This is a genomic window from Ottowia sp. (assembly GCF_016703145.1).
Classification (GTDB): Bacteria; Pseudomonadota; Gammaproteobacteria; order Burkholderiales; family Burkholderiaceae_C; genus Ottowia.
This window is the reverse complement of record NZ_JADJCO010000003.1, coordinates 652,540-678,192: the sequence shown is the minus strand read 5'-3', so window position 1 is coordinate 678,192 and position 25,653 is coordinate 652,540. Positions and strand designations below refer to the sequence as shown.

Here is a 25,653-nt window from a genome sequence, read left to right as displayed (position 1 = left end):
AATAGCTATCAATAAAATAGCTTACTGAAACTCAGGCCGTCTCCGCCAGCGCGTCGCCCAGCGCGCTCGTCAGGCGGTCGATCTCGGCCGGCTCGGCGGTGAAGGGCGGCGCGAGCTGGATGGTGTCGCCGCCGTAGCGCACGTAGAAGCCCTTCTTCCAGCAGGCCATGGCGATCTCGTAGGGGCGCCGGGCGGCCTCGCCCGGCAGCGGGTCGATGGTGATGCCAGCGGCCAGGCCGTAGCTGCGGATGTCCAGCACGTGCCGCGCGCCTTTCAGCCCGTGCACGGCGGCCTCGAAGTGCGGCGCCAGGGCGCGGGCGCGGCCCACGCCGTCCTCGCGCTGCAGCAGGTCCAGCGCGGCCAGGCCGGCGGCGCAGGCCACGGGGTGGGCGGAGTAGGTGTAGCCGTGCGCGAACTCCAGCATGTAGTCCGGGCCGCCAGCGTCCATGAAGGTGTCGTGGATGGCCTGGCCGGCGATCACCCCGCCCAGTGGCTGCGCGCCGTTGGTGACCTGCTTGGCGAAGGTCATGATGTCGGGCGTGACGCCGAAGGCGTCGGCCCCGGTCATGGCGCCGCAGCGGCCGAAGGCGGTGATGACTTCGTCGAAGATCAGCAGGATGCCGTGTTGGGTGCAGATCTCGCGCAGGCGCTGCAGGTAGCCCACGGGCGGGATCACCACGCCGCCGGAGCCGGAGAACGGCTCGACGATGACGGCGGCGATGCTGCTGGCGTCGTGCAGGGCGATCAGCTCCAGCAGCCGATCGGCGAGCAGCCGGCCGCCCTCGGCCGGCTGGCCCCTGACGAAGCTGCCCAGCGCCGGCTGGGTGTGCGGCAGGTGGTCGGCCTCGATGCCCTGCCCGTACAGCTTGCGGTTGGCCGGCATGCCGCCGACCGAGATGCCGCCGTAGTTGACGCCGTGGTAGCCCTTCTCGCGCCCGATCAGGCGCGTCTTGCCGCCCTGGCCCTTCAGGCGCCAGTAGGCGCGCGCCATCTTCAGCGCGGTGTCGGCGGCCTCGGAGCCGCTGGCGGTGAAGAACACGTAGTCCAGCCCCTGGGGCGTCAGCGCCTTCAGCCGGTTGGCCAACTCGAACGACAGCGGGTGGCCGAACTGGAAGCCGGGCGAGTAGTCGAGCCGGGCGATCTGGCGGCTCACCGCCTCGGTGATCTCGCGCCGGCCGTGGCCCAGGCCGGTGCACCACAGGCCCGAGAGGCCGTCGAAGATCTTGCGGCCCTCGGCGTCGGTGTAGTAGCAGCCGCTGGCCTCCACGATCAGGCGCGGTTCGCGCTTGAACTGGCGGTTGCCGGTGAAGGGCATCCAGTGCGCGTCGAGCCAGGCGGCGTCCTGGCGCGCGGGCTGGTCGGCGGTGTCGGGGACGGCGGTCGCGCTCATGAGGGTCTCCTGCGGTTCCATTCGGAAGAATCCACGATTGTCGGCACCCGCGTTAACCGGTTAAATAAGCAAATATCCAAGTTTGGTTGCCGAATCGTGAAAGCAAGGACCACCCCCCGCCAGCCGCGCGCCCGCGCCGTGCTGGGCCAGCTCAGCGACATGGACCTGCGCCTGCTGCAGGTCTTCAAGGCGGTGGCCGACTGCGGCGGCATGGCGGCGGCGGAGCTGGAGCTGAACATCGGCACCAGCACCGTCAGCCGCCACGTGAAGGACCTGGAGACGCGCCTGGGCCTGGTGCTGTGCCGGCGCGGGCGCGCCGGCTTCGCCCTGACGCCCGAGGGCCAGCGCGTGTACGACGAGACGCTGCGCCTGCTGGCGGCGGTGGACGCCTTCCGCGCCGGGGTGGACGACATCCACGAGCGCATGGGCGGCCGGCTGGCGGTGGCGCTGTTCGACAAGACGGCCAGCAACCCGCGGGCGCGCATCCACCAGGCCATCGCCGGCTTCGGCGAGCAGGCGCCGGACGTGACGCTGGAACTGCACGTGGGCTCGATCCAGGCCATCGAGCGCGGGGTGATGGACGGCAGCTTCGCCGTCGGCGTGATCCCGGCGCACCGCGCCTCGGCCAGCCTGCGCTACGACCGGCTGTTCGGCGAGACCATGCACCTGTACTGCGGCGCCACGCACCCGCTGTTCGGCGCTCCGGGCACGGCGCTGGACTGGGACGGCCTGCGCCGGCGCGGCGACTTCGCCGGGCTGGGCTACCACTCGCCCAACATGGCGCTGGCCCACGCCGAGCGCTTGCCGCGCAAGGCCACGGCGTTCGACCAGGAGGCGATTGCCACGCTGATCCTGTCGGGGCGCTTCCTGGGCTTCCTGCCCGACCACTATGCCGAGCCCTTCGTGCAGCGCGGCCGGATGCAGGCCGTGCAGCCGTCGCGCCTGCGCTACGAATGCGACTTCGTCAGCGTGCTGCGCCGCTCGCCCCAGCCGCCGCGCGCGGCGCTGGCCTTCCACCGCGCACTGTTGCTGGCGCACGGCGCGGGGAAGTGAACCACACGAATTCATGGTCAAAACAGCCTTCAACCAGCGACCGTACTGCGCAAGTAGCTATAAATATTGAAGCTATTTCGCTGCTTCTGGTACCCCGGCTCCCTCCGCGGCGCCCCCCAACAGCAAAAAAAGTCTCACAACAAGCGGCCCCGTCGGGGTTCCCTCGCCTTTGGAGTGTTGACTCTAGGGAAAACCCCTAATATGCAGCCCATGGACACTCAAAACACCTCCCGCCCCGCAGCCCCTGCGCAGGCCGTGAGCCTGCCCGTGGCCTCCTTCACCAACAAATCGACGGCCATCGTGCCGATCCGCGAGATCGGGGCGCGCTACCGCCCGCAGATCGCGCGCCACCTGCTCGACCTCGACGAGCGCGACCGCTACCTGCGCTTCGGCTACCCCGCCACGGACCAGCAGATCAACCGGTACGTGAACTCGCTCAATTTCGAGCGCGACCAAGTCTTCGGCATTTTCAACCGTCAGCTGGAGCTGGTCGCCATGGCCCACCTGGCCTACCCGGCCAACTTCACGCAGGCCGGCTTCGCTGAGTTCGGCGTGTCGGTGTCCAAGCACGTGCGCGGCCGCGGCTACGGCTCGCGCCTGTTCGAGCGCGCCGCCATCCACGCCGTCAACGACGGCATCGCCACGCTCTACATCCACGCGCTGAGCGAGAACACCGCCATGCTGCGCATCGCGCGCGGCGCTGGCGCGGTGATCGAGCGCTCGGGCAGCGAGAGCGACGCCCACGTGAGCCTGCCCGAAGCCACCTTCAAGACCCTGCTGGACGAGCTGCTGGCCGACCAGGTGGGCGAGGTGGACTACTGGATCAAGAGCGAAGCCTCGATGATGCGCAACTTCCTGGCCACCGTGCAGGAAGTGCGCGAGAGCGTGCGCGCCGGAGACCACCGCTCAGGCACTTGAGCCCCCCCTGAGGCGCTGCGCGCCTTCCCCCGAGGGGGACGGCGCCGACGGCCCCTGCTGGCGGGGCTTGCTCCGCAGCCTTTCGACTCTTTTTGATTTGGGCGCGTCATGGCGATGGCGGAGGGAAGTTCCGCTATCCTTGGCAACGCCTGTAACAACCCACGCACATCCCGCGCGTTTTCACCTTGCCTGACCCCCACCCTGCTCGCGCCGGCGAGCGCGAAGACAAGCGCAGCCTGTTCCAGAAGCTGGTCGAATTCATCAAGCCCGGCCCCGACTCGACCGACGAGCTGATCGAAACCCTGGCCGAGGCCGAGGACAAGGCCCTGATCGACGCCGAGAGCCGCGTCATGCTCGAAGGCGTGCTGCGCCTGTCGGACCAGACCGCCGGCGACGCCATGGTCGCCGCCCCGCGCATGGACCTGCTGGACATCGACGCGCCCTATGACGAGCTGCTGCACCAGGTCATCGGCACCGCGCATTCGCGCTTCCCGGTGTACGAGGGCGAGCGCGAAAACATCATCGGCATCCTGCTGGCGAAGGACCTGCTCAAGCTGCAGCGCGCGCCCGAGCTGAACTTCCGCACCCTGCTGCGCCCGGCGGTGTTCATCCCCGAGAGCAAGGGCCTGAACCACCTGCTGCGCGAGTTCCGCGCCACCCGCAACCACCTGGCCATCGTGGTGGACGAGTTCGGCCGCACGGCGGGGCTCATCACCATCGAGGACGTGCTGGAGCAGATCGTCGGCGAAATCGAGGACGAATTCGACATCGAAGCCGACGACGGCGACATCTTCGCCCTGCCCGACCACACCTGGCGCGTGGCCGGCGACACGCCGCTGGAGCGCGTGAACGAATCCTTCGGCGTACAACTGGGCGCCGACCCGGACGGCGACCTGGACGTGGAGTTCGACACCATCGGCGGCCTGATCGCCCACGAGATGGGCCACGTGCCCAGCCGCGGCGAGCGCCACCGCATGGGCGGGCTCGACTTCCAGGTGCTGCACACCAGGGGCGGCGCCGTGCGCTGGTTCAAGGTGTCCCCCTTCCCGCCCGGCGGGGATTGACCGGTCGCGGCAGAACATGGGCCTCGCCCGCTGGCTCGCCTCCCCCCTGACGGCCCTGGCGGCCGGCGTCGCGCAGGCGCTGGCCATCGCCGACCCATGGACCGGCCAGCCGCACGGCTGGCTGCAGGTGCTGAGCCTGGCCGTCCTGGTGGCGCAACTGGTGCAACGCACGCGACGCGAGGTGTCGTGGAGCGCCAGCACCTGGGCCCGCCCCGAGAAGACCGGCACCGCCTGGCGGCGCGGCCTGCTGCTGGGCTGGCTGTTCGGGCTGGGCTGGCTGGCGGGCAGCTTCTGGTGGTTGTTCATCTCCATGCACACCTATGGCGGCCTGAACGCGGCGCTGGCCGTGGCCGCCGTGCTGGCGCTGGCGGGCTTTCTGTCGCTCTACTACGCGCTGGCCTGCGCCGCCTTCATGGCACTGGCGCCGGCGCGCGTGCTGGCCGCCCGCCCCGGCGCGGCGGCGCTGCTGTTCGCGGCCCTGTGGACGCTGGCCGAGCTGGCGCGCGGCAGTTGGTCCACGGGCTTTCCGTGGGGCGCGGGCGGCTACGCGCACGTGGACGGGCCGCTGGCCGCGTATGCCCGCCTGGCCGGTGTCTACGGCGTCGGCTTGCTGGCCGCGTGGCTGGCGGGCGGCCTGGCCCTGCTGCCCCGGCTGATCGAGCGCCGGCGCTGGCTGGCCGTGGGCGCGGCCGCCCTGGCCATGGCCTGGGGCACCGCCGCCCCGCTGATCGCGCCTCAAGGCGACGCGCCGGGCGCACGCATGGACGTGGCGCTGCTGCAGGGCAACATCCCGCAGGACCAGAAGTTCATCCCCGGCACCGGCGTGGCCGACTCGCTGCGCTGGTACGGCGAGCAGTGGCAGGCCAGCCAGGCCACCCTGGTCGTGGCCCCCGAGACCGCCCTGCCCCTGCTCCCCCGCCAGTTGCCCGACGGCTACTGGTCCGCGCTGGCCGGCCGCTTCACCCACGGCGGCCAGGCAGCGCTGCTGGGCGTGCCGCTGGGCGACATGGAGGCGGGCTACACCAATTCCGTCGTCGGCCTGGCGCCCGGCCAGGCAGAACCCTACCGCTACGACAAGCACCACCTGGTGCCCTTCGGCGAATTCATCCCGCCCTTCTTCAGGTGGTTCACGCGGATGATGAACATCCCCCTGGGCGACTTCGCGCGCGGCGCCGTCGGCCAGCCCTCGTTCGCGTGGCAGGGGCAGCGGCTGGCGCCCAACGTTTGCTACGAGGACTTGTTCGGCGAGGAGCTGGCCGCCCGCTTCGCCAACCCGGCCACGGCGCCCACGGCCTTCGTCAACGTCAGCAACATCGCCTGGTTCGGCGACTCGGTGGCCATCGACCAGCACCTCGCGATCAGCCGCATGCGCGCGCTGGAGTTCGAGCGCCCCATGCTGCGCGCCACCAACACCGGCGCCACGGCCATCATCGACCACCGGGGTCGGGTCACCCACCAGCAGCCGCGCCTGACGCGCGGCGTGCTGCTGGGCAGCTTCGAGGGGCGCACCGGCGTGACGCCGTATGCATGGTGGGCGTCGAGGCTGGGGCTGTGGCCGCTGTGGATCCTGGTGGCCGCCGTCGTGCTGGTCTTGGGAGGCATCGTCGCGCCCCGCGCCGCGGCCAAGGATTGACGAAAAAGCAAGGATCGGTCATGCGGGCCAAAGACAAGAACATCGACCTCGAATTCCTGCGCGCCGCTGCGCTGCTGATGATCCTGTTCCAGCACGCCGAGGTCCTCGTGTCCAGCAGCCACCAGCTTTACTGGGACATTCGCCATCATCTCAACCTCTGGGGCAGCGTCGATCTGTTCTTCTGCGTCTCCGGCTTCATCATCACGCGCGGGCTCATCCAGACCTTTCCGCCCGGCCCGGGCGAAGACCGGTATCTGATCTCGCGCCGGCTCGGCTGGAAGAACACGGCCCTGGCCTTTTGGGTCCGACGCGCCTGGCGTCTCTGGCCCTCGGCCTGGCTGTGGATCCTGCTGTCACTGGGCTGTGCCGTCCTGCTGAATCGCTCGGGCGTGTTCGGCAATGTCGGACGCATGGCCTGGGACGCCCTGGCGGCCTTCTTCCACCTGGCCAACTTCCACTGGGCGGGCTGCTACATGCAGGAGTTGGCCACATGCAACATGATGCCCGCGACGTTGTTCGAGGCCCATCTGCCGACCGGCTGGAACCTGGCCGTGTACTGGTCCCTGTCGCTGGAGGAGCAGTTTTACTTCCTGGTGCCGCTGCTGCTGTTCTTCATCCCGAAGCGCTGGATCGCCGCCGCCATCGGGCTCGCTCTGCTGGCCCTGGCCCCGCTCAGCCGGGATCCGCTGGGACTGCTCTGGTTCGTCCGCGTCGATGCCATTCTGGTCGGCATGGCCATCGGTTGGGCCACGCACGTGCTGGAGCAGCGCGGCCGGCGCGCCATGCCCCCTGCGTGGCTGCGCGGGAAATGGCTGATCCAGTTGCTGGCCCTCGGCGTGCTGCTGGCCATCGGTTGGCTGGGCGCGGGAGAACGCGGCGGGCGTGCGGGCACGATCACCGCGATCGCCGCATGCAGCGGGCTGCTGGTGTGGATCGCCAGCTACGACCGGGACCTGCTGATTCCCTCCAACCGCATCGCGCGCGCCTTCTTCGTGTGGATGGGCAACCGCTCGTACTGCCTGTACCTGGTGCACATGGTGGCGTACTTCCTGACCATCGAACTCTGGTTTCGCGCCGGTGGTGCACGTGGCCCCTGGCAGCAGGTGGCCTATTTCGCGACGGCCGCCGTGCTGGTCTCCGCTTTCGCCGAAATCACGGCGCGCTGGGTCGAGACGCCGCTGCGCCGCAAAGGGCATGCGCGCGCTCAACCATGGCTTGCAAGGCGCGGCTCCCAGCCCGATCAGATCCTGCACGCGTGAAGGGCCAGCAGTTTTCCAGCGGATGCGAACGCTGAGGCGAAGCCTCAGCCGGCCTTGCGCCGACGCTGCCGCAGGGCGCCCAGGCCGGCCAGCAGCGCGCTCAGGCCCGCCAGCGCCCAGGACGCATCCACGGGCACGGGAGCCGGCGGCGGCGCCACGCGGCAAGTGGCCGTCAGCGCGAACGTGGCATACAGGCCCATGGGGTCCAACGGGATCTGCTGCGTCCCCTCGTTGCGCACCTGGAAGGCCACGCTGTTCGAGCCTGGCTGAAAGCCCAGGCCGCTGGTGAAGCTGAAGGGCGTCAACCCGCCATACCCTGCGCCAAACGACCCGGCGGCATGCGACACGCCGGTCTGGCCACTGGGCCGAATGACGAGGGCATCCCAGAAGTTGTCCGCGGCCACCTGCCCGTCGATGCGGATGCTGGCGGGATCCACCACGCTGGTGTCCACGAGGATGTTGGCGTTCGACGTGTAGGTGAAGGGCGACGAGGTGTCCGTGTCCATGGGCGGGGAGATCCACTCGCCGACCATGCTGTTGGCCGCCGGATTGAACCAAAAGGCATGAACGACCCCGGTCACGATCCCCACGGCGGGATTGTTTCCTCAGCGCCCTGCGCGGCACGCCGCTTCGACGCCGCGCGCGCTCTCGTAAAATTCGCCGCTTGGCATGGGCGCCGCCGATGCCGTTCATGAATCCCCCGGGCTCCGTCACCCGGTCCCGCGACGGCGCGTTCCCTATGCTCACCTTCCAACAAATCATCCTCCAACTGCAGTCCTACTGGGACGCCCAGGGCTGCGCGCTCTTGCAGCCTTACGACATGGAAGTCGGCGCTGGCACTTCGCATACAGCTACATTTTTGAGAGCAATCGGCCCCGAGCCCTGGAAGGCCGCCTACGTGCAGCCCAGCCGCCGCCCCAAGGACGGCCGCTATGGCGAGAACCCCAACCGCCTGCAGCACTACTACCAGTACCAGGTGGTCCTGAAGCCCGCGCCGGCCAACATCCTGGAGCTGTACCTGGGCTCGCTCGAAGCGCTGGGGTTCGACCTCAAGAAGAACGACATCCGATTTGTCGAAGACGACTGGGAGAACCCCACGCTGGGCGCCTGGGGCCTGGGCTGGGAGGTGTGGCTCAACGGCATGGAGGTGACGCAGTTCACCTACTTCCAGCAGGTCGGCGGCATCGACTGCAAGCCGGCCACGGGCGAAATCACCTACGGCCTGGAGCGGCTGGCGATGTACCTGCAGGGCGTGGACAACGTCTATAACCTGCAGTGGACGGAGAGCTTGACTTATGGCGACGTTTACAAGCAAAACGAAGTGGAGCAGTCCACCTACAACTTCGAGCACAGCGACGCGGACTTCCTCTTCACCGCCTTCAACGCGCACGAGAGGCAGGCCAAATACCTCATGGAACAGCAGCTCGCGCTGCCCGCCTATGAGCAGGTGCTCAAGGCCGCGCACAGCTTCAACCTGCTGGACGCGCGCGGCGCCATCAGCGTGACCGAGCGCGCGGCCTACATCGGCCGCATCCGCAACCTGGCGCGCGCCGTGGCGCAAAGCTACTACGACAGCCGCGAGCGGCTGGGCTTTCCGATGGCGCCGCGCGAGTGGGTGGCCGAGGTCGAGAAGAAAGCGGCGTGAGATCGCCGGACACCATGAGCACACAGAACCTTCTCGTCGAACTGTTCGTCGAAGAGCTGCCGCCCAAGGCGCTGAAGAAGCTGGGCGAGGCCTTCGCCCAGGGCCTGGCCGAGGGCCTGAAGGCCCAGGGCCTGGCGGCGCCCGGGTCGCAGGTCACGCCCTACGCCAGCCCGCGCCGCCTGGCCGCGCACCTCACCCAGGTGGCCAGCCAGGCGGCCGACAAGGCCGTGCGGCACAAGCTGATGCCCGTCAGCGTGGGCCTGGACGCGCAGGGCCAGCCCACGCCCGCGCTGCTCAAGAAGCTGCAGGCCCTGGGCGTCGATGCCGCCGCCGTGCCCCGGCTCACCCGCGCCATGGACGGCAAGGCCGAGGCGCTGTTCCACGACAGCGTGGTGCCCGGCGCCACGCTGGCCGCCGGGCTGCAGAAGGCGCTGCACGACGCCATCGCCAGGCTGCCCATCCCCAAGGTCATGCAATACCAGTTGTTCGAGGGCTGCGCGCTGCCCGGCTGGAGCAGCGTGCAGTTCGTGCGCCCCGCGCACGGGCTGGTGGCCCTGCATGGTGCCGAGGTGGTGAAGGTGGAGGCGCTGGGCCTGACGGCCGGCCGCGCCACGCACGGCCATCGCTTCGAGGCCCGGCAGGACCCGATCCAGATCGCCGACGCCGACGCCTACGCCGGCACGCTGCGCGAGCAGGGCGCGGTGATCGCCAGCTTCGCGGAGCGCCGCGCGGCCATCGAATCTCAGCTAAAAATGGCCGCAGCCCGTTCTGGTACTGGGTTGAAAGCTATCAAAGACGAAGCGCTTCTGGACGAGGTGACGGCCCTGGTCGAGCGCCCCAACGTGCTGGTGTGCGCCTTCGAGCGCGAGTTCCTCGACGTGCCGCAGGAATGTCTGATCCTGACGATGAAGGCCAACCAGAAGTACTTCCCGCTGCTGGACGGCCAGGGCAAGCTGACCCACCAGTTCCTCGTCGTCAGCAACATCAGCCCCGACGACCCCGGCGCCATCGTCACCGGCAACGAGCGCGTGGTGCGCCCGCGCCTGGCCGACGCCAAGTTCTTCTTCGACCAGGACCGCAGGAAGACGCTGGAAAGCCGCGTGCCGCAGTTGGACAAGGTGGTCTATCACAACAAGCTGGGCACGCAGGGCGAGCGCGTGCAGCGCGTGCGCGCCATCGCCAAGGCCATCGCCACCCAACTGGGCGTGGATGCCGCGCAAGTCGATCAAGCCGCGCTGCTGGCCAAGACCGACCTGGTGACCGACATGGTGGGCGAGTTCCCCGAGCTGCAAGGCACCATGGGCCGGTACTACGCCCTGAATGACGGCCTGCCCGAGCCCGTGGCCGACGCCATCGAAGACCACTACAAGCCCCGCTTCGCCGGCGACGAGCTGCCGCGCGGCGACGTGGGCGTGGTGGCGGCGCTGGCCGACAAGCTCGAAACCCTGGTCGGCATGTTCGGCATCGGCAACCTGCCCACCGGCGACAGGGACCCGTTCGCGCTGCGGCGGCATGCGCTGGGGGTGATCCGCATGCTGATCGAAAAGGCGCTGCCGCTCGATCTGCCGGCCATCGTGGCGCAGGCCGCCCAGGCGTTCGGCCCCCTGCTGCCCGACGCCGCGCAATCCAACGCGCAGCTGCTCGCCTTCATCTACGAGCGCGTGGCCGGCAACCTGCGCGAAGGCGGCTACAGCGCCCAAGAGGCCGACGCCGTGATCACCGCCCGCCTGCCCTGGGGCGACATGCCCAAGGCGTTGCATGCCGTGCGCGCCTTCGCGCAACTGCCCGAAGCCCCCGCCCTGGCCGCCGCCAACAAACGCATCGGCAATATCCTCAAGAAGGCCGGCGACGAGGCCCCCGCCACCGATGCCGCCGTGAACCCCGCGCTGCTGCAAGAACCGGCCGAGCAGGCCCTGTACGCCGCCGTGCAAGACGTGGTGCCCCAGGCCAACACCCAATTCGACGCCGGCGACTACACCGCGTCGCTGCAAACCCTGGCCCAGCTGCGCGCGCCGGTGGACGCCTTCTTCGACAGCGTGATGGTCAACGCCGACGACGCAGCCCTCAAGGCCAACCGCCTGGCGCTGCTGTCGCAACTGCACCAGGCCATGAACCGCGTGGCCGACCTGTCGCGCCTGGCGGCCTGACCACCGCCAGCAGGCACCATGGCGCTCGACCACACCCGCATGAAGCTCGTCATCGTCGACCGCGACGGCACGGTCTGCGTCGAGCGCGAGGGCTACCTGCAGACCCCCGACGACTGGGAGCCGCTGCCCGGCGCGCTGGACGCCATCGCCCGGCTCAACCACGCGGGCTGCCATGTGGTCATCGCCGCCAACATGCCGGGCCTGGGGCGCGGGCTGTTCGACGTGGCGGCGCTCAACGCCATCCACGCCAGGATGAACAAGCAGCTGGCCGCCGTCGGCGGCCGGGTCGAGGCGGTGTTCTACTGCCCGCACGCGCCGGACGAGGGCTGCGCCTGCCGCAAGCCGCGGCCGGGGCTGTTCCGCCAGATCGGCGAGCGCTACAAGGTCGACCTGACCCACGTGCACGCCGTGGGCAACAGCCTGCACGACGTGCAGGCCGCCATCGCCGCCGGCTGCGTGCCGCACCTGGTGCTGACCGGGCGCGGCGCGCCGGCCTCGACCGACCCGCTGCCGCCCGAGTTTCCGCCCGGCACGCGGGTGCACGCCGACCTGGCCGCCTTCGCCACCACCTTCATCGCCGAGCTGGAGGCGCAGGCCGAGAACCCGGCGCCCAGCGCCGGCCCCCCGGCTCCGGCGTCACGCTGACCCCCGTCCCTCACGCGCATCCCTTCCCGCCATGAACCTGATCCGCTCCGTGCTGCACCTGCTGTGGATGGGCATCACCGTCATTCCTTGGGCCACCGCGGTGCTCGTCGCCTCGCCCTTCGCCAGCAGCACGCGCCTGTACTGGATGTGCGCCCACTGGCTGGGCGTGGCGGTGGCCGGCGGCAAAGTGCTGCTGGGTATCCGCAACCGCGTCACCGGCATGGAGAACCTGCCCACCGGCGAGAAGGCATCGGCCGTGCTGCTGGTCAAGCACCAGTCCACCTGGGAGACCTTCGCGCTGCCGACGCTGATGCCCCACCCGCTGGCCTACGTGTTCAAGAAGGAGCTGCTGCGCGTGCCCTTCTTCGGCTGGGCCATGGGCCGGCTGGACATGATCCACATCGACCGCGAGCACCGCACCGAGGCGCTGCGCAAGGTGACCGAGCAGGGCCGGCGCCTGCTGGGCCAGGGCGTGTGGGTCATCATGTTTCCCGAAGGCACGCGCATTCCACGCGGCGAGAAGGGCAGCTACCAGAGCAGCGGCGCGCGCCTGGCCATCGACTGCGGCGTGCCGGTGATCCCGATCGCCGTCACCTCGGCGCGCTGCTGGCCGCGCAAGGCCTTCGTCAAGCGGCCGGGCATCGTGGACATCTCGATCGGCCCGCCGCTGGCCACCACCGGCCGCAAGGCGCACGAGGTCACGCGCGAGGTCGAGGCCTGGATCGAGGCCGAGATGCTGCGGCTCGACCCCGAGGCGTACCCGGACGGTCAGGCGCACCGCTCCCGGCTGCGGCCCGGCGGCTGACGCGCCCTGCGGGAAACCGGCGTGCTGCAGCAGCTGCTCGACCTGCTCGGCGGCGGCGCGGCGCCCACCGCCCCCGCCCGGCCTGATTTCAAGCCAAAGCGGCCTCCAGCCGGCACCGGTATTGCGCAGACAGCTCCCAAATTAATAGCTCACGATCCTCCCCTGCCGCTGGCCGACGCACTGGCGCCCGCGCACTTCGCGCACCCGCGCGCCAACCGCCGGATCGCCCTGGGCGGCGTGCACGTGGCCTACGAACTGCGGCGCGGGCGCCGCCGCACCATCGGCTTCACGGTGGGCGCCGACGGCCTGACGGTGAGCGCCCCGCCCTGGGCCGCCGTGCCCGAGGTCGAGGCCGCGCTGCGCCAGAAGGGGCGCTGGGTCGTCGCCAAGCTGGGCGATGCGCGCGAGCGGCAGGCGCGGCTGCAGGCCACCCGCATTGACTGGCGCGACGGCGCCGCCCTGCCCTACCTGGGCCAGCCGCTGGTGCTGCGGATCGACCCGCGCCAGCACCACGGCCCGGCCGGCGCCGTGCTGGCGCCGGACGCGGACGGCAGGCCCGCGCTGCACCTGGGCCTGCCGCACGGCGCCGCGCCCGAGCAACTGCGCGACGTGACCCAGGCCTGGCTGATGCGCCAGGCGCGGCGCCTGTTCACCGAGCGGCTCGACCACTTCGCGCCGCAACTGGGCGTGCGCTGGCAGCGCCTGGGGCTGTCGTCGGCCGGCACGCGCTGGGGCAGCGCCTCGGCCGACGGCTCGATCCGGCTGAACTGGCGGCTGATCCACTTCCGCCAGCCGGTCATCGACTACGTGGTGGTGCACGAACTGGCCCACCTGCGCGAGATGAACCACGGCCCGCGCTTCTGGCAGCACGTGCAGGACGTGCTGCCCGACTACGCCGAGCGGCGCGCCGCGCTCAAGAACGAGCCGGTGCCGCGCTGGTGACGCGGCGCGTTCAGCGCCCCCAGGCCGTGCCGCCGTCCACCACCAAGGTCGAGCCGACCACATAGTCGCCGGCGCGCGAGGCCAGGAAGATGGCCGCGCCGGCCATGTCCTCCAGCTCGCCGATGCGGCCCAGCGGCACGCGTTCGGCGACCTCGTCGGCGTGGTCGCGCGCGCTCTTGTTCATCTCCGACGCGAAGGGGCCGGGGGCGATGGCGCTGACGACGATGCGCTCGGGCGCGAGGTGCAGCGCCATGCGCTTGGTGAGATGGATCAGGCCGGCCTTGCTGGCGGCGTAGGAGTAGGTCTCCCAGGGGTTCACCGAGATGCCGTCGATCGACGCGATGTTGATCACCTTGGCCAGGTGGTCGGTGGCGGCCTTCTTCAGCAGGGGCGTGAGCGCCTGCGTCAGGAAGAAGGGGGTCTTCATGTTCAGGTCGGCGACCTTGTCCCAGCCGCTCTCGGGGAACTCGTCGTAGGGCGCGCCCCAGGCGGCGCCGGCGTTGTTGACCAGGATGTCCAGGCTTGACTCAAGCTGCTGGTAGTCCGCCACCAGTTTCCGGATGCCGTCCAGCGTGGACACGTCGGCCGGCAGCGAGACGCAGGGGCCGATGGCCGACAGCTCCTGGGCCGTGGCGTCGCAGGCCTCGGCCTTGCGCGCGGAGATGTACACGCGCGCGCCGGCGCGCAGGTAGCCCTCGGCGATCATGCGGCCGATGCCGCGCGAGCCGCCGGTGACCAGGGCGGTGCGGCCCTGGAGAGAGAAGAGTTGGCTGATGTTCATGGGGAGCAATCTCCTTGCTACTGAGTTGATAGCTTTTGACGCAACAGGGGTGCGGGTTCTCGGCCTATTTGACTGTGAATCGTTCAGACGGCGCCGAAGCGCCAGACGCCGTCCTCGCCGCGCTCGCGCTTCAGTTGCCCGGCGTACCACAGCCGATGCAGGTGGGCGACGGATTCGCCCAGGGCGAAGGTGGTCTGGTGCAGGTCGAGCGGCCGCTTGAAGAGCACGGGCAGCATGTCGTGGGCCGAGACGGGCCGCGGGCGCGCCGCTTCCAGCACCTCGGCCAGGCGGTCGCGGTGGTGGTCGTGCAGTTGCTGGATGCGCGTGTGCAGGCCGACGAAGGGCTTGCCGTGCGAGGGCAGCACCAGCACGTCGGCCGGCAGGGGCGCGAAGCGGTCGATGGAGTCGAGGAACAGCGTCAGCGCGTCGGCCTCGGGCTCCATCTCGTAGACGCTGACGTTGGTGGAAATGCGCGGCAGCACCATGTCGCCGCTGATCAGGATGTTGCGCGCCTCGCAATGCAGCGCCATGTGCTCGGGCGCGTGGCCGTAGCCGGCGATGCAGCGCCAGGCGTGGCCGCCGATGGCGACCCGCTTGCCGTCCAGCAGGCGCGCGTAGGGACTTGGGCACGGCCGGCACCAGGCCGCGGTAGTAGGCCTTGCGGTTGCGGATCTGCTCCAGCTCGCCCGCGTCCAGCATGCCGTGGCTGTGGAAGTAGTCGGCCAGCCGCTCGCCGCCGAAGCTGTTGACGACTTCGCAGGCGTAGCGGGCGGCCTGGTAGTCGGTGCCGCTGATCCACAGCGGCGCGTCCCAGCGCTCGCACAGCCAGTGCGCCAGGCCGATGTGGTCGGGGTGCATGTGGGTGACGATGACGCGCAGCACGGGCAGGCCGTCCAGCTCGCGGGCGAACACCTGCTCCCACTGGGCGCGCGACTCGGGGCGGTCGATGCAGCAATCCACCACCGTCCAGCCCTCGCGGCCCTGGAAGCGGTCGCGCAGCAGCCACAGGTTGATGTGGTCCAGCGCGAAGGGCAGCGACATGCGCAGCCACTTGACGCCGGGCGCCAGCTCGATGGCGCCTCCGGGGGCGGGCAACTGGTCGCCGCGCGGGTAGTGCAGGGCGCGTTCGAGTTCGGCGGAAAGCGACATGGGCGGGTGCGTGGAAAAGGTGCGATAGGATGGCGCGGTTGACGTGAACGTCAAGCCGCCACGCATTCTAGAGAGGCGGCGCGGTTCGCGCACAGCACCTCTGCGACATCGCCCCATGGCCACCACCACCTACAGCATCAGCGACCTGGCGCGCGAGTTCGACCTCACGCCGCGCGCCATGCGTTTCTACGAGGACATGGGCCTGCTGCAGCCCGCGCGCTCGGGCCCTGGCGGGCGCCAGCGCGTGTACAGCGCGCGCGACCGCGCGCGGCTGAAGCTGACGCTTCGCGCCAAGCGGCTGGGCCTGTCGCTGCACGAGGCCAAGGGGCTGATCGACATGTACGACAGCCCTCGCGACACCGGCCCGCAGTTGCGCCGGTTCCTGCAGGTGCTGGGCCAGCACCGCGCCCAATTGGAGGCGCAGATGGCCGAGCTGCAGGCCACGCTGGGCGAGGTGGCCGGGCACGAGACGGAGGCGCGCGTGCTGCTGGCGCGCATCGAGCGCGCGCCCGCGCGGGCCCTGCAGCCCTGATCGACGTTGCCTGCCATGACCACCACTTCCGACGAATCCGCCCACGACCGCGTGGCCGCCAGCCTGGCGCGCCAGGGCCTGATGCGGCACCTGGGAGCGCAATTGCGGCGCGTGGAGCCCGGGCTGGTCGAGATCTGGCTGCCCTACTCCGACAAGGTGACGCAGCAGCAGGAGGGCTTTCACGGCGGCGCCATGGGCGCGCTGGCCGACATCGCCGGCGGCTACGCCGGGCTGACGGTGGCGCCGACCGGCATGGAGGTGGTCACGGCCGAGTACAAGATCAACTTCCTCGGCAGCCACCAGGGCGGCATGCTGCGGGCCGTGGGACGCGTGGCCAAGCCGGGACGGCGGATCATCGTGACCACGGCCGAGGTCATGCACGTGGACGAAGCCGGCCGCGAGTCGCCCTGCGCGCTGATGCAGCAGACGCTGGTGCCGGTGCCCAGGACCTATTGATTCCGATCCCCCAAGGAGACACGACATGAGCAGCCTGCCGGGCCTGAACTTCCACCTGGGCGAGGACATCGACGCGCTGCGCGAGGCCGTGCGCGCCTTCGCGCAGGCCGAGATCTCGCCGCGCGCGGCCGAGATCGACAAAACCGACCAGTTCCCCATGGACCTGTGGCCCCGGCTGGGCGAGCTGGGCGTGCTGGGCATCACCGCGCCCGAAGCGTACGGCGGCGCCGGCATGGGTTACCTGGCGCACATGATCGCCATGGAGGAGATCAGCCGCGCCAGCGCCTCCGTCGGCCTGTCCTACGGCGCGCACTCCAACCTGTGCGTCAACCAGATCAAGCGCAACGGCAGCGAGGCGCAGAAGACGAGGTACCTGCCCCGGCTGATCAGCGGCGAGCACGTGGGCGCGCTGGCCATGAGCGAGCCAGGGGCGGGCTCCGACGTCATGGGCATGAAGCTCAAGGCGGAGGACAAGGGCGGCTGCTACCTGCTGAACGGCACCAAGATGTGGATCACCAACGGCCCCGACGCCGACACCATGGTGGTCTACGCCAAGACCGAGCCCGAACTGGGCGCGCGCGGCGTCACCGCCTTCATCGTCGAGAAGGGCATGAAGGGCTTTTCCACCGCGCAGAAGCTCGACAAGCTGGGCATGCGCGGCAGCCACACCGGCGAGATGGTGTTCGACGACGTCGAGGTGCCGGCCGAGAACATCCTGGGCGGGCTGAACAACGGCGCCCGGGTGCTGATGAGCGGCCTGGACTACGAGCGCGCCGTGCTGGCCGCCGGCCCCGTCGGCATCATGCAGGCGGTGATGGACGAGGTGGTGCCCTACATCCACGACCGCCGGCAGTTCGGCCAGAGCATCGGCGAGTTCCAGCTCGTCCAGGGCAAGGTGGCCGACATGTACACCGTGCTGCAGGCCGGCCGCGCCTTCCTCTACACCATCGGCAAGAACCTGGACCAACTGGGCGCGGAGCATGTGCGGCAGGTGCGCAAGGACTGCGCCAGCGTCATCCTCTGGTGCGCCGAGCAGGCCACGCGCATGGCCAGCGACGGCATCCAGCTCTTCGGCGGCAACGGCTACATCAACGACTACCCGCTGGGGCGCCTGTGGCGCGACGCCAAGCTGTACGAGATCGGCGCCGGCACCAGCGAGATCCGCCGCATGCTGATCGGGCGTGAACTGTTCGCCGAGACCATGTGACGGCCGGCACGGGCGGGCATGACACGCTCTAATATCGCGCCATGCCTTCCGCCCTCCAGCACCTCATCGACAACAACCGCGTCTGGGCCGACCGGGTGTGGCGGGAGAACCCCGAATTCTTCACCACCCTGGCGCAGCAGCAGTTCCCCAAGTACCTGTGGATCGGCTGCTCCGACAGCCGCGTGCCCGCCAACCAGGTGATCGGTCTGGCGCCGGGCGAGGTGTTCGTGCATCGCAACGTGGCCAACGTGGTGGTGCACTCGGACCTGAACGCGTTGTCGGTCATCCAGTACGCGGTCGATCACCTCCACATCGAGCACATCATGGTCGTCGGCCACTACGGCTGCGGCGGCGTGCTGGCCGCGCTGCACGGCACGCGCGTGGGCCTGGCCGACAACTGGCTGCGCCACGTGCACGACGTGAAGATGCGCCACCGCGGGCGCCTGATGCACCTGTGCCGTCACGATCAGGAAGACGTGCTGTGCGAGATGAACGTGATCGAGCAGGTCGGCAACATCGCCCAGACCACCGTCGTGCAGGATGCCTGGGCGCGCGGCCAGCCGCTGGCCCTGCACGGCTGGTGCTACGGCCTGAGGGACGGGCTGGTCAAGGACCTGGGCGTGACCGTGTCGCAGCCCCACGACGTGGTGGACGTGTACCGCGAGGCCATCAAGCGCTATCCGCGCGAGGGCGCGGGGCCCAACGAGAGATGAGTTGACGGCCATGCCGCTGCGGGCGCTCGACTCCTCCCTGGCCCACGCCATCGCGCAGGCCATGATCGACGGCTTCAACCGCCACTACCGGCTGTTCCGCACCGAGTCGGCGCGCGGCAAGCACCGCTTCGAGACCTGCGACTGGCACGGCCAGCAGCGCGCGCAGCGCGAGCGCATCGAGTTCTACGACCTGCGGGTGCGCGAATGCACGCGGCGGCTGGAGCGCGAGTTCAAGGCCGGCGAGCAGCCGATGGCGGTGTGGCAGCAGGTCAAGCTGCTCTACATCGGCATGCTGGTCGAGCACCAGCAGCCCGAGTTGGCCGAGACCTTCTTCAACTCGGTCACCACCAAGATCCTGCACCGCAGCTACTTCCACAACGACTTCATCTTCGTGCGCCCGGCCATCAGCACCGAGTACATGGAGACCGCCGACCCGCGCGCGCGCCCCACCTTCCGCGCCTTCTACCCCACGCTGGCGGGCCTGGAGGACAGCGTGCGCGAGGTGATCGAGTACTTCGACCTGCGCTGCCGCTTCGAGGACATCGGCCGCGACGCCCGGCGCGTGGCCGACGCCCTGCGGCGCGAGCTGCGGGACACCCGCGAGCGCCCCAACTTCCAGATCCAGGTGCTCTCCAGCCTGTTCTACCGCAACAAGGGCGCGTACCTGGTGGGCAAGATCATCAACGGCTTCCGCGAGGTGCCCTTCGCCCTGCCCATCGTGCACCGCGAGCCGGGCCTGCTGCACGTCGACGCGGTGCTGTTCGGCGAGGAGGACCTGCTGATCCTGTTCTCCTTCTCGCGCGCCTACTTCATGGTGGACATGGCCATCCCCTCGGCCTACGTGCAGTTCCTGCGCAGCCTGATGCCGCGCAAGCCCCGCGCCGAGATCTACAACACCCTGGGCCTGGCCAAGCAGGGCAAGAACCTGTTCTACCGCGACTTCCTGTGGCACCTGCGGCACTCCACCGACCAGTTCCGCATCGCGCCCGGCATCAAGGGCATGGTGATGCTGGTGTTCGACCTGCCGAGCTTTCCCTTCGTCTTCAAGGTCATCAAGGACTTCTACCCCCCGGCCAAGGACACCACGCGCGAGCAGATCCGCGGCAAGTACCAGCTCGTCAAGCACCACGACCGCGTGGGCCGCATGGCCGACACGATGGAGTTCTCCGAGCTGGCCTTCCCGCGCGCGCGCTTCGAGGACGAGCTGGTGGCCGAGATCGAGAAGTTCGCCCCCAGCCAGCTCGAAATCTCCGACCGCGACGGCGACGGCCAGATCGAGGTCATCATCAAGCACGCCTACATCGAGCGGCGCATGACCCCGCTCAACATCTACCTGCAGGAAGCCTTCGACGCCGGCCCCCACGACGCCGCCGCCGCGGCGCAGCTCGAACACGCCGTCATCGAGTACGGCAACGCCATCAAGGACCTGGTGGCCGCCAACATCTTTCCCGGCGACATGCTGTGGAAGAACTTCGGCGTCACGCGCCACGGCAAGGTGGTGTTCTACGACTACGACGAGATCGAGTACGTCACAGACTGCAACTTCCGCCGCGTGCCGCCGCCGCGCAACGAGGAGGACGAGATGTCGGGCGAGATCTGGTATGCGGTCGCCAGAAACGACGTCTTCCCCGAGACCTTCGGCCCCTTCCTGCTGGGCAACCCGCGCGTGCGCGAGGCCTTCATGCGCCACCACGCCGACCTGCTGGACCCGGGGTTCTGGCAGCAGAACAAGGCGCGCATCCAGCGCGGCGAGGTGATCGACTTCTTTCCCTACGGCGTCAACCGGCGCTTCGACGTCAACGGCGGCGTGCGGGGCGCGTCCGAGCTGGTGGACCCGGCCGCCGCCAGCGCCGAGACCCCGGCCGACCTGCCCGACACGCTGGCACCCGCCACCGAGGGCGAGCCGCCGGAGTGATTGCTCCCATTTCAATAGCTTCAGGCGATTATTTGACGCCGGCTACAGCCCTCTTTTACCTGAAACAAGGGAATCCGCCATGACCGACCCCATCGTCATCGTTTCCGCCGCCCGCACCCCCATGGGCAGCTTCCAGGGCGACTTCAGCGCGCTGGCCGCGCACGACCTGGGCGGCGCGGCCATCAAGGCAGCGGTGGAGCGCGCGGGCATCGACCCCGCACGGGTCACCGAAGTGCTGTTCGGCAACTGCCTGATGGCCGGCCAAGGCCAGGCGCCCGCGCGGCAGGCGGCCTTCAAGGGCGGGCTGCCGCAGAGCGCCGGCGCCGTCACCCTCAGCAAGATGTGCGGCTCGGGCATGCGCGCGGCCATGTTCGCGCACGACATGCTCATCGCCGGCAGCCACGACGTGCTGGTGGCCGGCGGCATGGAGAGCATGACGAACGCGCCCTACCTGCTGCAGAAGGCGCGCGGCGGCTACCGGCTGGGCCACGACCGCATCTTCGACCACATGATGCTCGACGGCCTGGAAGACGCCTACGAGGCCGGCCGCAGCATGGGCACCTTCGGCGAGGACTGCGCGGCCAAGTACGGCTTTACCCGCTCCAGCCAAGACGATTTCGCCGTGGCCAGCGTCCAGCGTGCGCAGGCCGCTATCAAGAATGGCGCCTTCAAGGCCGAGATCACCCCCGTCACCGTGAAGGACCGCAAGGGCGAGCGCGTGGTGGACACCGACGAGGGCCCCGGCAAGATCAACGTGGACAAGATTCCCGGCCTCAAGCCCGCCTTCAAGAAGGACGGCACCGTGACCGCCGCCAGCAGCTCCAGCATCAACGACGGCGCCGCCGCGATGGTGCTGATGCGCGCCAGCACGGCGAAAGCGCTGGGCTGCCAGCCGCTGGCGCGCATCGCCAGCCACGCCACGCACGCGCACGCGCCCGAGTGGTTCAGCACCGCCCCCATCGGGACCAGCCAGAAGGCGCTGCACAAAGCCGGCTGGCAGGCGGCCGACGTGGACCTGTGGGAGATCAACGAAGCCTTCGCCGTGGTGCCGATGGCGCTGATGCAAGACCTGAACGTGCCGCACGAAAAGGTCAACGTCAATGGCGGCGCCTGCGCGCTGGGCCATCCGATCGGCGCCAGCGGCGCGCGCATCATGGTCACGCTGATGCATGCGCTGCAGGCGCGCGGCCTGAAGAAAGGGCTGGCCACGCTGTGCATCGGCGGCGGCGAGGCGACGGCGGTGGCGCTGGAAATACTCTGATCAAAAAATTGTTATCTGGCCCCAGTTGTCCTTTCAGGCCGACAGCGAGCCGACGGCGCTTCGCGCCGTCGGTTGGCGGGGCGGTTGAGCTTATGCAAGAGGTTCTCGGGCGGCGACAATCTCTTGGACTGAATGTCGGTTCTCGTGCACCATTACCCCCCGGTCCACAGGGCCAACATCAGGAGACGAGTCATGATCAAGGTCAGTGTGATGTACCCAAACAAGCCTGGCGCCCGCTTCGACCATGCCTACTATCGAGACAAGCACATGCCGCTCGTCAAGGCGCGCATGGGTGACAGCTGCAAGTACTACACGGTGGACAAAGGCTTGGCCGGTGGTGGCCCTGGAGATCCCGCCACGTACATCGGGATGTGCCATATCTTTTGCGACTCTGTCGAGACCTTCCAAGCAGGAATGGGGCCTCATATGCCGGAGATCATGGCCGACATTCCGAACTACACGGACCAGTCACCGATCGTGCAGATCAGCGAGGTTGTCGTCGGTCAGCCTTGAAAGCATGGGAAGGCCCGCGCCCCTGAGTGAAGCCTACCCCCTCGCTCAATCGGAGCGCCACCAGCAGGCCACCAGGCCCGGGCCTGGCGTTCTGCCGTCGTCTCGCCCGGTTAGCTTCGTTAGCCGCAGAGGGGTCGCTTCGTTGGCGTCCCAAGCACAAGTCCCACCTGGAACCGATGATGAGTTGGTCAGATCTCGACCTACTCTCTGGGTAATTGGGGTCAGATGTGAGGTATCCCACGAATTTCCCCCACCCTGCAGCGCGCTGCGAATGCGGTCAAGACAAAGGCGCATGCATGGTGCAATCTTCACGGTGACCAAACCAACGAAGACTGCGGGGATCCATGCATGCCGATCAAGTATTGTGAAATTTTCATCTGACCCCAATTTGCCCTGCTCTTGTACGGCCCCTTCATCGTCGACGGCGAAGCACTGGCGCCGAGCAATGCGGCCTTCGACGCCGATCTGCGCCAGCGCAATGCCGCCTGGGGTCTGCGCACACTGTGCGCGGTCGTCACCGCTGCCGAAGCCGCGGGGCTGCACTGGGTCGATCGCGCACCGATGCCGGCCAACAATCTGTTCTTGCGGCTGCAAGCGCACGCGTAGGGCAACGCCGAATACGTCCAAACGAGGTGGCGCGCCCAGCCTGGGGATGGGATGCGCCGTCCGTCGTCGCACGAGGCGAAGCCGCAGGCTTCCGGCATCTACATGAACGACGCGATGCTGGCGAACGTCTGCAAGCACAGCGTCACGCGATTTCCCTACGAGATCTCCTGGTCAAGGTGATCTCGTGAACACACGCGTCATCGCCGCAAGACATCGGCTGCGGCGGCGCCTTCCAGTCCGGCCGCAATGCGCAGAAAGGTCGTCGCGCGGTGCCGCTTGACCGCATCGGCATGCGGCCATAGCCGTCCTTGCAGCCGCTCGTCGAGCAGTTCCGGCGCGAGGCCGCGCAGGATCGCGATTTCCTCGGCCGCCCGCTCGATCTCGCCGCAGCCGACCCAAGCCAACGTGATGCACCAGTGCGACGGCGGGAAGCGCGGCGCATCGACGATCGAACGCTGTGCGGCATCCACCGCTGCCTGATAGTCGCCGGCGTGGAAGTGTGCCCAGCCGACGCAGCCCAGGTACAGGTGGCGTTCCGGGTCGCGAGGGCTGCGCCGGATCGCTTCGGCCGCGTAGCGCAGGCCGAGCGCCGGATCGCCCGCTCCCGCCTCGTACAACCCGAGCAGGGCCAGCACGAACGAATCGTTGGGGTTCAGTTCGTGCGCGCGCCGGACGTCCGCCAGACCCTCGTGCTGCCGGTCACTGTGCAGCAGCAGCATGCCGCGGTAGAGGTACGCCAGATGGTCGCCTCGGTCGATGGCGATCGCACGCTGCGCCGCGTCCAGACAGCCGGCATGCTCCTGGGCAATCGACGGGGCCGTGTGATTGTAGACCCGGAGCATCTGCGCCATGGCGACGGCCGTCCAGGCCAGCCCACACCGCGAATCGATCGCCAACGCCTCTTTCGCCAACCGAACTCCCTCGGCAAAGCCCGCCGGATCAGTGTCCCGGCCCGCCATCGTCACGTGCCTGTGCGCCCGCAACGCAAGTTCGTAGGCGCCGAGGTGCTGCGTCCGTGCCCTGTGCAGGCGCTCCCACTCGAACGCTTCGAGATGCGGCCAGATCGCGGCGACGATGCTCCGCGTCAATTCCTCCTGCAAGGCGAAGGTGTCGCCGAACGTGCGGTCGTACTTTTCGGCCCAGACATGATTGCCGCTCGACGCGTCGATCAACTGCGCCGTCACCCAAATGCGCTGGCCGGCGCGACGGATGCTGCCCTCGAGCACGTAGCGCACGCCGAGCTCGCGCGCGACGCAACGCACATCGACTGCGTTGCCCCGGTAGGTGAACGAGCTGTTGCGGGCGATCACGAACAGCTGGCGGAAGCGCGACAGCTCGGTGATGATGTCTTCGGTGATGCCGTCGGTGAAGAACTCCTGCTCGGCGTCGCCGCTCAGGTTGGCGAACGGCAAGACAGCGATCGACGGCCGGTCCGGCAGCGGCAACTCGGTGGCCGGCGCCAAGGCTCCCGGCTGCGCAGGCGCGACGGTCGAGGAACCGGCGTTCGCCTCGGCCACGTCCACCGTCAGTCGATACCCGCGTCCGCCGACTGTGGCGACCGCTTCCGGCCCGAGCAGCCTGCGCAGCGCCGACACCTGGACGTTGAGATTGTTGTCCTCGACCACCACGCCGGGCCAGACCTGCCCGATCAGTTCCTGCCGCGAGACGAGCCGGTCGCGACGCTCGATCAGGCACAGCAGCAGGTCGAAGGCCCGCGCGCCGAGCGCGACGGCGTCGGCGCCAGCGAGCACCCGACGCTCGTCGGGGCGAACTTCGAACGGACCGATGACGTAGCAGCGCCCCAAGTTCCCTCCGCTGGCGCCAAAAGAGCCGTCACGCGCCAACCGAAACGGCTCACAAAGATTTATAACAATTCATGCGCGCTTAGACGCGGCTGAGGACAGCGCGCTGCGCCGAGTGTGATAGTAGCATCGTCATCGACGCCGTCGATGCATCGACCGAAAGGACCGTCGCGATGAGCACCTTCACGCTTTCACACGCCGAGCCGGCCCGCCGTCCGGCGCTGCGCCGCCTGGGCCGATCGATCGCCGCGCTCGGCTTTGCTTTTGCATCGCTGGCGCAGGCGCAGACCGAGACCGTGCGCATCGCCGACTACCCCGGCATCGGCAACTTCCTCGCCCGAATCGCGGTGGCACACAAGCTCTGCGACAAGCACGGCATCCGCTGCGAGCCGCGCACGTTTCCCAGCGCTCCGGTGGCCATGCAAACCTTGCTCGCCGGCGACATCGAAGTCGCGTGGACTCCACCCGAGGTGTTCCTGCAGGCCGTGGCGAAGGGCGCGTCGCTGAAGGTCATCGGCAGCGGTGCCACGAGCCCCGTCTTCTTCCTGCTTGCCGGCAACCACCTCGAGACGCCCAACGCCGCCAAGGGCTACCCGGCGGTCATGCGCGACCTCGCCGGCAAGAAGGTCGGCGTGGTGGCACGCGGCTCCAGCTCCGAGTTTCAGCTCATCACCCTGCTGCAGGGCGCCGGCATGAAGGCCGACGACGTGACGATCGTCGCCGTAGGCGCGCCGAACACGGCGCTGCCCGCGCTCACCGGCAAGCAGGTCGACGCAATGATGCTGTTCCAGCCGATGCCCGCGTTCTGCGAGGTATTGAAGGTATGCCGCCTGCTCGTCGATCCGGGCAACGGCGAGGGCCCGCCCGACATCGTCAAGTTGTCGGGCGCCGCGGTGGCGCTGGTCGTGCGCGGCGACTACGCGCAGAAGAAGGCGGCGGCGCTGGACGCGCTCGGCAAGGCCATGCGCGAGGCCGACCAGTGGGCGCACGACCCGGCCAACCTCGAAGCCGTGCGCAAGCTGGCCAACGAGACGTTCAACATCGACGTCCCTCAGGCTGCGGCGGTGGTCGACGCGATGCTCACGCCCAGCCTGCCGAACTACCGCTTCAGCCTCGACCCGAAGGCGCTGCAGCACGCCGCCGAATACCTGCACCGCAGCGGGCAGATCGATCGCGTCGTGGACACGTCCACGCTGCTGGATCTGCGCTGAGCGCGC

At 69.1% G+C, this 25,653-nt stretch carries 23 protein-coding genes and 1 pseudogene; 19 read left to right on the top strand and 5 right to left on the bottom strand.

What is annotated here, in order from left to right; all coding sequences use genetic code 11:
* Positions 1 to 31: 31 nt before the first annotated feature.
* The gene (locus tag IPG65_RS06865; protein WP_293188494.1) at positions 32 to 1,390 is read right to left on the bottom strand and encodes an aspartate aminotransferase family protein; all 1,359 of its coding nucleotides are present in this window, start codon (positions 1,388 to 1,390) and stop codon (positions 32 to 34) included.
* 159 nt (positions 1,391 to 1,549) lie between these two features.
* On the opposite strand from IPG65_RS06865, the gene IPG65_RS06860 reads away from it, so the two are divergent.
* From IPG65_RS06860 to IPG65_RS06840, 5 genes are all read left to right on the top strand, one after another.
* Entirely contained in the window at positions 1,550 to 2,443 is an 894-nt protein-coding gene (locus IPG65_RS06860) for a LysR family transcriptional regulator (protein WP_293189981.1), read from the top strand.
* A gap of 210 nt (positions 2,444 to 2,653) precedes the next feature.
* Positions 2,654 to 3,361 carry a GNAT family N-acetyltransferase gene (locus IPG65_RS06855; RefSeq protein ID WP_293188493.1) on the top strand — a complete coding sequence of 236 codons (708 nt, stop codon included), beginning with the start codon at positions 2,654 to 2,656 and terminating at the stop codon, positions 3,359 to 3,361.
* A gap of 185 nt (positions 3,362 to 3,546) precedes the next feature.
* Entirely contained in the window at positions 3,547 to 4,425 is an 879-nt protein-coding gene (locus IPG65_RS06850) for a transporter associated domain-containing protein (RefSeq protein WP_293188492.1), read from the top strand.
* Between the two features lie 16 nt (positions 4,426 to 4,441).
* Positions 4,442 to 6,058, top strand: a complete 1,617-nt coding sequence (lnt, locus tag IPG65_RS06845; RefSeq protein WP_293188491.1) for an apolipoprotein N-acyltransferase — start codon at positions 4,442 to 4,444, stop codon at positions 6,056 to 6,058.
* Positions 5,953 to 7,317 carry an acyltransferase gene (locus IPG65_RS06840; RefSeq protein ID WP_293188490.1) on the top strand — a complete coding sequence of 455 codons (1,365 nt, stop codon included), beginning with the start codon at positions 5,953 to 5,955 and terminating at the stop codon, positions 7,315 to 7,317. Before lnt ends, IPG65_RS06840 begins: the two co-directional genes overlap by 106 nt.
* Before the next feature lie 44 nt (positions 7,318 to 7,361).
* Here the strand turns inward: IPG65_RS06840 and IPG65_RS06835 are convergent, their stop codons facing one another.
* A complete protein-coding gene (locus IPG65_RS06835; RefSeq protein WP_293188489.1) occupies positions 7,362 to 7,907 on the bottom strand; it encodes a hypothetical protein in 546 nt (181 codons plus the stop codon).
* A 149-nt stretch (positions 7,908 to 8,056) separates the two neighbouring features.
* On the opposite strand from IPG65_RS06835, the gene glyQ reads away from it, so the two are divergent.
* The 5 genes from glyQ to IPG65_RS06810 are packed head-to-tail and all read left to right on the top strand — an operon-like array spanning position 8,057 to position 13,501.
* On the top strand, positions 8,057 to 8,962 hold the full coding sequence (gene glyQ / locus IPG65_RS06830; protein ID WP_293188488.1) for a glycine--tRNA ligase subunit alpha: 906 nt from the start codon (positions 8,057 to 8,059) through the stop codon (positions 8,960 to 8,962).
* Positions 8,963 to 8,976: 14 nt separating this feature from the next.
* The gene (gene glyS, locus IPG65_RS06825) at positions 8,977 to 11,109 is read left to right on the top strand and encodes a glycine--tRNA ligase subunit beta (RefSeq protein WP_293188487.1); all 2,133 of its coding nucleotides are present in this window, start codon (positions 8,977 to 8,979) and stop codon (positions 11,107 to 11,109) included.
* Positions 11,110 to 11,127: 18 nt separating this feature from the next.
* Positions 11,128 to 11,754 carry a D-glycero-beta-D-manno-heptose 1,7-bisphosphate 7-phosphatase gene (gene gmhB / locus IPG65_RS06820; RefSeq protein WP_293188486.1) on the top strand — a complete coding sequence of 209 codons (627 nt, stop codon included), beginning with the start codon at positions 11,128 to 11,130 and terminating at the stop codon, positions 11,752 to 11,754.
* 31 nt (positions 11,755 to 11,785) lie between these two features.
* Positions 11,786 to 12,559: a 1-acyl-sn-glycerol-3-phosphate acyltransferase gene (locus IPG65_RS06815; protein WP_293188485.1), complete on the top strand. Its 774-nt coding sequence runs from the start codon at positions 11,786 to 11,788 to the stop codon at positions 12,557 to 12,559.
* 21 nt (positions 12,560 to 12,580) lie between these two features.
* Entirely contained in the window at positions 12,581 to 13,501 is a 921-nt protein-coding gene (locus IPG65_RS06810; RefSeq protein ID WP_293188484.1) for a SprT family zinc-dependent metalloprotease, read from the top strand.
* Positions 13,502 to 13,511: 10 nt separating this feature from the next.
* On the opposite strand, the gene IPG65_RS06805 is transcribed toward IPG65_RS06810, so the two are convergent.
* Complete coding sequence (locus IPG65_RS06805; protein ID WP_293188483.1) at positions 13,512 to 14,282, bottom strand: SDR family oxidoreductase; 771 nt, start codon at positions 14,280 to 14,282, stop codon at positions 13,512 to 13,514.
* 83 nt (positions 14,283 to 14,365) lie between these two features.
* A pseudogene (locus IPG65_RS06800) lies at positions 14,366 to 15,431 on the bottom strand (MBL fold metallo-hydrolase).
* Positions 15,432 to 15,546: 115 nt separating this feature from the next.
* Between IPG65_RS06800 and IPG65_RS06795 the strand changes: the two are divergent.
* The 8 genes from IPG65_RS06795 to IPG65_RS06760 all read left to right on the top strand — a co-directional run bounded on the left by IPG65_RS06795 (position 15,547) and on the right by IPG65_RS06760 (position 22,634).
* A complete protein-coding gene (locus tag IPG65_RS06795) occupies positions 15,547 to 15,963 on the top strand; it encodes a MerR family DNA-binding transcriptional regulator (RefSeq protein ID WP_293188482.1) in 417 nt (138 codons plus the stop codon).
* Between the two features lie 15 nt (positions 15,964 to 15,978).
* Positions 15,979 to 16,419, top strand: a complete 441-nt coding sequence (locus IPG65_RS06790; protein WP_293188481.1) for a PaaI family thioesterase — start codon at positions 15,979 to 15,981, stop codon at positions 16,417 to 16,419.
* A 25-nt stretch (positions 16,420 to 16,444) separates the two neighbouring features.
* Positions 16,445 to 17,626 carry an isovaleryl-CoA dehydrogenase gene (locus IPG65_RS06785; protein WP_293188480.1) on the top strand — a complete coding sequence of 394 codons (1,182 nt, stop codon included), beginning with the start codon at positions 16,445 to 16,447 and terminating at the stop codon, positions 17,624 to 17,626.
* 41 nt (positions 17,627 to 17,667) lie between these two features.
* Positions 17,668 to 18,339, top strand: coding sequence for a carbonate dehydratase (gene can, locus IPG65_RS06780; protein ID WP_293188479.1), 672 nt, complete (start codon positions 17,668 to 17,670; stop codon positions 18,337 to 18,339).
* Between the two features lie 10 nt (positions 18,340 to 18,349).
* Positions 18,350 to 20,254, top strand: a complete 1,905-nt coding sequence (aceK, locus tag IPG65_RS06775) for a bifunctional isocitrate dehydrogenase kinase/phosphatase (RefSeq protein ID WP_293189979.1) — start codon at positions 18,350 to 18,352, stop codon at positions 20,252 to 20,254.
* A 79-nt stretch (positions 20,255 to 20,333) separates the two neighbouring features.
* Positions 20,334 to 21,515 (top strand): acetyl-CoA C-acyltransferase, encoded by a 1,182-nt coding sequence (locus IPG65_RS06770; protein WP_293188478.1) that lies wholly within the window; start codon positions 20,334 to 20,336, stop codon positions 21,513 to 21,515.
* Between the two features lie 192 nt (positions 21,516 to 21,707).
* Positions 21,708 to 22,028 (top strand): EthD family reductase, encoded by a 321-nt coding sequence (locus IPG65_RS06765; RefSeq protein WP_293188477.1) that lies wholly within the window; start codon positions 21,708 to 21,710, stop codon positions 22,026 to 22,028.
* A gap of 399 nt (positions 22,029 to 22,427) precedes the next feature.
* Complete coding sequence (locus IPG65_RS06760; RefSeq protein WP_293188476.1) at positions 22,428 to 22,634, top strand: DUF938 domain-containing protein; 207 nt, start codon at positions 22,428 to 22,430, stop codon at positions 22,632 to 22,634.
* A gap of 197 nt (positions 22,635 to 22,831) precedes the next feature.
* Here the strand turns inward: IPG65_RS06760 and IPG65_RS06755 are convergent, their stop codons facing one another.
* The gene (locus IPG65_RS06755) at positions 22,832 to 24,439 is read right to left on the bottom strand and encodes a winged helix-turn-helix domain-containing tetratricopeptide repeat protein (protein ID WP_293188475.1); all 1,608 of its coding nucleotides are present in this window, start codon (positions 24,437 to 24,439) and stop codon (positions 22,832 to 22,834) included.
* A gap of 170 nt (positions 24,440 to 24,609) precedes the next feature.
* Between IPG65_RS06755 and IPG65_RS06750 the strand changes: the two genes are divergently transcribed.
* Positions 24,610 to 25,647, top strand: coding sequence for an ABC transporter substrate-binding protein (locus IPG65_RS06750; RefSeq protein WP_293188474.1), 1,038 nt, complete (start codon positions 24,610 to 24,612; stop codon positions 25,645 to 25,647).
* Positions 25,648 to 25,653 lie beyond the last annotated feature (6 nt).